5 protein-coding genes are annotated in these 5,701 nt (G+C 62.3%); 3 read left to right on the forward strand and 2 right to left on the reverse strand.

Annotation, left to right across the window (positions count from 1 at the left end; genetic code table 11):
• A partial coding sequence (locus ACNKID_RS09960; RefSeq protein WP_417913279.1) for a molybdopterin-binding protein occupies positions 1-821 on the reverse strand: 821 nt, incomplete at its 3' end.
• Between the two features lie 135 nt (positions 822-956).
• Between ACNKID_RS09960 and ACNKID_RS09965 the strand changes: the two genes are divergently transcribed.
• From ACNKID_RS09965 to ACNKID_RS09975, 3 genes are all read left to right on the forward strand, one after another.
• Positions 957-1,136: a Trm112 family protein gene (locus ACNKID_RS09965; RefSeq protein ID WP_417913283.1), complete on the forward strand. Its 180-nt coding sequence runs from the start codon at positions 957-959 to the stop codon at positions 1,134-1,136.
• A 457-nt stretch (positions 1,137-1,593) separates the two neighbouring features.
• Entirely contained in the window at positions 1,594-3,522 is a 1,929-nt protein-coding gene (cooS, locus tag ACNKID_RS09970; RefSeq protein WP_417913280.1) for an anaerobic carbon-monoxide dehydrogenase catalytic subunit, read from the forward strand.
• Positions 3,523-3,538: 16 nt separating this feature from the next.
• Positions 3,539-4,018, forward strand: coding sequence for a 4Fe-4S dicluster domain-containing protein (locus ACNKID_RS09975; protein WP_417913281.1), 480 nt, complete (start codon positions 3,539-3,541; stop codon positions 4,016-4,018).
• 36 nt (positions 4,019-4,054) lie between these two features.
• On the opposite strand, the gene nifA is transcribed toward ACNKID_RS09975, so the two are convergent.
• Positions 4,055-5,653: a nif-specific transcriptional activator NifA gene (gene nifA / locus ACNKID_RS09980; protein WP_417913282.1), complete on the reverse strand. Its 1,599-nt coding sequence runs from the start codon at positions 5,651-5,653 to the stop codon at positions 4,055-4,057.
• Between the last annotated feature and the right edge of the window lie 48 nt (positions 5,654-5,701).

The following is a 5,701-nucleotide window of genomic DNA, read 5'->3' on the forward strand; positions in this document are numbered from 1 at the left end:
AACATCGCGCCGGGCAGCACCGGCGTGCCGTAAACAATATCTTCAGCCCCGGCCTCGCGGATGCCTGCGCGGGTCACGTCGTCGGGATCAACCGACATGCCGCCGGAAGTGATGACCAATTCCGCGCCCGCATCCAAGCAGAGGCGGATTTCCGCCGCGATCAGGGTTGCGTCGTCTGGCGCAAAGCCGACCCGTACCACCTCGGAGCCAAGAGCGGCCAGCTTGCCGCGCAGCACGGCCTCGAATTTGTCTTCGATCCGGCCATAAAAAACCTCGCTGCCAGTGATCACCAGCCCAGCTTTAACCTTTGCCAGCGGCAGCACCCGCACCAGCTTCGCGCCTTCCCCAGCAATTGCCGCCGCCTGCTCAACCAGCGGCCGCTCTCCGACCAAAGGAATCAGGCGCAGAGCCGCCACCTGCTCGCCCCGCCTTACCGGCGTGTTGTCATGCAGGGTCGCGCACATCACCTCGCCGAGGAGATTGAAGCGGAGCAGTGCTTCTTTATCAATCTTCAGCAGGCCGTCGTGCGCGGCCTTGATGCTGACCTTGCCCTCATGCACATCATCAGAATATTCCGTGCCGCTCCCGGCGGCAGCAGCGGCCATCAGCAGCGCGGCCTCGTTCTCATGAATTTCCTCGGCTGACAGTTCCAGCACATAGACATGCTCTTTACCTAAGGAGCGCAGCCGCTCCACGTCTTCGGGGCGGATGATGTGCCCTTTCTTAAAGGCCCGGCCTTTGCATTTGCCCGGCACGATTTCGGTGATGTCATGGGGCAAAACCATGCCCACAGCCTGCGCAACCGGTATCTGTCGCTTCATTTGCTCCGAATCCTCTCTTGTTTTGCTGGCAGCGTTTGTTCTTTCTGGTACTATAGCCGTTTGCAGCCCGGAATGCGGAGAACTTTCTGCGGCGGGCGGCTTTTTCTCATCCCAACTCACACGGCTCAGGAAACCATGATCAGCCAGCATCTCCTCAACATCCTCGCCTGCCCGCAATGCAAAGGGCCAGTGCATTTCACAGAAACAAAGGACGGCCTTGCCTGCCCCGCCTGTCAGCTTGTTTATGAAATCCGGGACGACATTCCAATCATGCTCATCGAAGAAGCCAAACCGCTGCGGCAGGCTGCGATGTAAGAGCAATTGTCCGCTCCAGCCGCAACGGAGGCGGCGTTCAGCGGGCTTTTTGCGCTTTTCTTTGCTGTTTCAGATGATTAAAATGCTGCGGCCTGCGCTGGCAACGCCTCGTCGCACGCTTGAACCGTTCCGATTTCAATAAAAATTAGGGCGAAATTGATTGAAATTGGGCCGAGTTAAATTTAAATCAGGGCAATTCACACTGAAAACGCCCTGTTTTCAGCCGGAAACGGGACGATTTCAATTGAAATCAAGGCAAAATCAATTGAAACTGGAGCAATTTCGATTGAAACCGGGCCGTTTCAAATTTGAATCAGGCCGGTTCCAATCGAAAATGGGGCGATTCAAGTGTGAATCGTGTCAATTTCAATTTGAATCAGAGCGGTTTCAATTGAAATCAGGGCGGTTGAAGCGGGGAGCCGGGCAGAGGCAGCCGTGAAAGTTTGCTGCAATTCACATGTCAACAAAAGGAGGAGAACTTGTGAATCGTTCTATTGATCAGGCGGTGCTCGACGTTTTAAACGGCCACAAAGGCGGCTGCAAGATGAAGACCGTCTGGGACAGATATGAGGCGCAGCAGCCGCAGTGCGGCTTCGGCGAGCTGGGAGTCTGCTGCCGCCACTGCATGCAGGGGCCATGCCGGATTGACCCCTTTGGCGAAGGGCCGAGCCGGGGCATTTGCGGCGCGGATGCGGACACCATTGTTGCGCGCGGGCTGGCGAGGATGGTGGCTGGCGGAACGGCCTCGCACAGCGGCCATGCCCGCCATGTGGCCCATGTGCTGAAGAAAGCCCTGCTCGGCGAGGCCCCGGACTATGCGGTCAAGGACAAGGGCAAGGTGGAGGAGGTGGCCACGCGGCTGGGCATCCAGACGCTGGGGCGGAACGTGAAGGACATCGCCTTGGACGTGGCCAACAAAGCCTTGGCGGAGTTCGGGGACAACGACGAGACCCTTGCCTGGGTGACGGCGACCATGACCAAGGGGCGGCTGGAAGCCTTCAGCAGGCTGGGCATAGCACCGACCAGCATTGACGGCAGCGTGGCTGAGGTCATGCACCGCACCACCTACGGCGTGGACGCGGAGCCGGTCAACATCCTCTTCGGTGCGCTCAAATGCGCCCTTGCCGATTACGCGGCCTGCCATATAGCCGCCGATCTCTCCGACATCCTCTTCGGCGCACCGCAGCCGGTGCTCAGCCGGGCGAATCTCGGCGTGATCCGGCAGGATGCGGTCAACATCGCTCTGCACGGCCACAATCCCCTGCTCAGCGACATCATCGCCCAAGTCGCTTCCGAGCCGGAGCTGATTGAAGCGGCCAAGCAGGCGGGCGCATCAGGCGGCTTGAATCTGGTCGGCATCTGCTGCACCGGCAATGAAGTGATGATGCGGCACGGCATTCCGCTGGCCACCAGCTCCGTCTCGCAGGAGACGGCAGTCATGACGGGCGCGCTCGACGCGCTGGTGGTGGATTACCAGTGCATCATGCCTGCGGTGGCAACAGCGGCGGAGTGCTTCCACACCAAGATCATCACCACCATGCCCATCGCCAAGATGCCAGGCGCGGAGCACATAGAGTTCAGCGACAGCAAGGCAGCGGACTGCGCCCGCACCATACTCCGCAAGGGCATCGCCAACTTCAAGAACCGCTGCCCGGACAAGCTCTGTATCCCCTCGCGCAGCACCGCCGTTGTGGCCGGTTTCTCTGCCGAGGCCATTATTGCCGCCCTGAGCAAGGTCAATGCCGAGGATCCGCTCAAGCCGCTGGTTGACAACATCGCTACAGGCAATATCCGGGGCATCTGCCTCTTTGCAGGCTGCAACAGCGTCAAGACTCCGCAGGACCGCAACTACATTGAGATGATCAAGCTGCTGCTGGCTGAGAACGTGCTCATCCTCGCCACCGGCTGCGCTGCCTCCGCCTATGCCCGTCACGGCTTCATGACTTCAGAGGCCACAAAACAGTATGCGGGCGCGGGCTTGGCCGCTGTGCTCACTGCCGTGGGCGAGGCCGCCGGGCTGGGCGGGCCTCTGCCGCCGGTGCTGCACATGGGTTCCTGCGTGGACAACGCCCGGCCTGTTGATGTGGCCGTGGCCGTGGCCGAGCGGCTGGGCGTTGACCTCAGCCAGCTGCCGGTGGTCGCCTCCGCGCCGGAAGCAGTGACGGAAAAGGCGGTGGCCATCGGCGCATGGGCTGTGGCAGCAGGTCTGCCTGTGCATCTCGGCCTTGCGCCGCCGGTGCTGGGCAGCGTGGTTGTCACCAAGATCCTCACCAGCGCGGTCAGCGATCTGCTGGGCGGCTATTTCCTGGTTGAGCCGGATCCGATCAAAGCAGCCAAGGGCCTGCTGGCAGCTCTTGATCAGCGCCGCGCCGGTCTCGGACTGTAGGGAGGAGGACACGCTCATGGAGATGATCTACGTCAGGCCGGAGAAGTGCCTTGGCTGCCGCAGCTGCGAGATCGCCTGCCGGGTTGCTCATGCTGACGAGCAGAGCCTTGCCGCTGCGCTCAGCCAGCTGCATCCGCCGAAAAAGCGGCTTTTCGTCGGCCAGCAGGGCAGCGTGAAGCAGCCTGTGTTCTGCCGCCATTGCGAGGACGCGCCCTGCGTGGCTGCCTGCATCACCGGCAGCCTGCATAAAGACGGGCAAGGCTTTGTCCGCTGCCGCCCGGAACGCTGCATCGGCTGCTGGTCCTGCATCCTGGCCTGCCCCTTCGGCGTGATCAGCCGCGATGCCAGTCTGCGCACGGCTGTCAAATGCGACCGCTGCCAGGCAAGGGCTGTCCCTGCCTGCGTCGCCGCCTGTCCGACCAAGGCCCTGCGGCTTGTGGACATGGACACTCTGCCTGAAGAGCGGAGAAAGGAAGTGCTGCTGCGGACGGGATAGCCGCGCCGCAGTGTAGGGGCGGTTTGCGAACCGCCCCTACACGCTGAAATCAGGCCGCTGCAGCCGGAACTTCTGTATCTTGTAACCAATCTGCCGCTGGGTCAGTCCCAGCTCGCGCGCTGCCCGCGCCTGCACCCAGCCATGCCGGAGCAGCGCTTCCTCCACCTGCGCCCGTTCCATGTCCTCCAGCTTGCGCCGCTGCTGCGGCGGGGCTGGAGGCTGCTGCGCCGGGGCAGCTTGGGGAGCAGGCGCAGCAGCCGCCTTCTTCGGGGCGAAGAAGCAGTCGGGCAGATCCTCCAGGCGCAGCATGTCGTCGGCAGACAAGATCACCAGCCGCTCCACTACATTCTGCAATTCGCGCACATTGCCCGGCCAGTCGTAGGCGGTCATGGCATCAAGGAAGTCGCGGCTCATGCGCAGGCTTTTCTTGTTGCGCTGGTTGCTCTGCTTGAGGAAGTAATCCACCAGCAGCGGGATGTCGTCGCGCCGCTCTTTCAGCGAGGGCAGGACAATCGGCACCACATTCAGCCGGTAGTAGAGATCGTTGCGGAAGCTGCCTGCGGCGACCGCCTGCTCCAAGCTGACATTGGTGGCCGCGATGATGCGCACATCCACCTTGATGGTGCGATTGGAGCCGAGCCGCTCGAACTGCTGCTCCTGCAAGACGCGCAGCAGCTTCGATTGCAGGAGCAAAGGCATCTCGCCGATCTCATCTAGGAAGAGCGATCCCTTGTCCGCCATCTCGAAGCGGCCTATGCGCGTGCCGCCCGCGCCAGTGAAGGCACCCTTCTCATGCCCAAACAGCTCGCTCTCCAGCAAGGCCTCCGGCAAGGCGGCGCAGTTGATCTTGATGAAGGGCCTGTCGCGGCGCGGGCTGGCCTCGTGGATGGCCTGCGCGGCCATCTCCTTGCCCGTGCCTGAATCCCCCAGCAGCAGCACCGTGGCCTGACTGGGCGCGACCCGCTCGATGCTCCAGAAGACCTCCTGCATAGCCTTGCAGTGGCCGATGATGCGGTGCTTGCGGTGCCGCTCGTGCAGCTGCGCTTTCAGGCTGATGTTCTCCTGCACCAGCTGCTGGCGGTCGCGGCGTATGGCCTGATTGAGGCTGAGGAACTGGGCGATCAGCGTGGCCAGCACCGTGAGGAAGCGCACGTCCTCCTCCAAAGAGACCTCCATGCCGAAGAGGCGGTCCACGCTCAGCACGCCCACCGGCTTTTCCCCCAGCAGCACCGGTACGCCGATGAAGGCGATTTTGGTCTTGCTGTACATCGGGCGTGCGCCGGTGCGGTTGAGGAAGAGCGGCTCGCTGCTCACGTCCGGGACAATGAAGGGCGAGGCCGAGCTGAAGACCTTGCCGCAGACTCCCTCGTCGAGGCGGTACACGCCGCGCCGCTCCTCCTCGACCGTGAGGCCGTAGGAGGCGCGGATGGCCAGCCGCTCGCCGCCTTCATCCAGCAGTGCCAGCGTGGCCCGCTCCATGCGCAGGGTGTCGTGCAAGACCTTGAGGATGGCGGAAAGCACGCTGTCCAGATGCACGGCGGAGTCTATCAGCTTGACGATGCGGTGCAGTGCCTTGACCTCCAAGGCTTCAGTGGTGAAGCGGGAGGCGGGGAAGATGCAGTTGTCGGCATTCATAGCGGAGAAAGTTGGTCAATGTTCTGAGGTGTGCGGCGCGGTCTGTAG

Origin of the sequence: Candidatus Electronema sp. TJ, assembly GCF_048287355.1 — a bacterium.
Classification (GTDB): Bacteria; Desulfobacterota; Desulfobulbia; order Desulfobulbales; family Desulfobulbaceae; genus Electronema.

Coding starts and splice junctions, on each gene's coding strand:
- ACNKID_RS09965 (WP_417913283.1), top strand. CDS start 957: ATGATCAGCCAGCATCTCCTCAACATCCTCGCCTGCCCGCAATGCAAA.
- cooS (WP_417913280.1), top strand. CDS start 1,594: ATGTCAACAAAAGGAGGAGAACTTGTGAATCGTTCTATTGATCAGGCG.
- ACNKID_RS09975 (WP_417913281.1), top strand. CDS start 3,539: ATGGAGATGATCTACGTCAGGCCGGAGAAGTGCCTTGGCTGCCGCAGC.
- nifA (WP_417913282.1), bottom strand. CDS start 5,653: ATGAATGCCGACAACTGCATCTTCCCCGCCTCCCGCTTCACCACTGAA.